This window comes from Pseudomonas frederiksbergensis, assembly GCF_003732665.1.
Lineage (GTDB): Bacteria > Pseudomonadota > Gammaproteobacteria > Pseudomonadales > Pseudomonadaceae > Aquipseudomonas > Aquipseudomonas frederiksbergensis_G.
Genome location: NZ_MOBP01000180.1, coordinates 1 through 300, shown reverse-complemented (window position 1 = coordinate 300; position 300 = coordinate 1). Strand labels below are relative to the sequence as shown.

The 300-nt window shown below is 58.7% G+C and carries 1 pseudogene; it reads right to left on the bottom strand.

What is annotated here, in order from left to right:
- Positions 1-300, bottom strand: a pseudogene (locus BK665_RS33720) (amine oxidase); the annotation flags it as partial.

Sequence of the window (300 nt, the reverse complement as noted above, 5' to 3'; positions counted from 1 at the left end):
GGTCGGTGCTGTAGCGGCGGATTTCATAACCGGTGAACGAACCGCGAGCCTGTGGATAAAACGTGTGTAGGCGAATCAACACCTGATCGACCATCTGCTTGTCGCCGAAGGCCTGCATTACCCGTGCATTGTCGCCGGACAGGTTGATCACCACGTTGGCACCGCCCTTCAGCGCCGGCTCTACGCACAACATGCCCAGACCGGCGTTGCTGTAGATCTCGCAGGACATCCGCGCCTTGCTTTCCCACACTGGCGTCTTGAACTTCAGCATGATCTGGTCGCGCCAACCGTAGTTGGTGC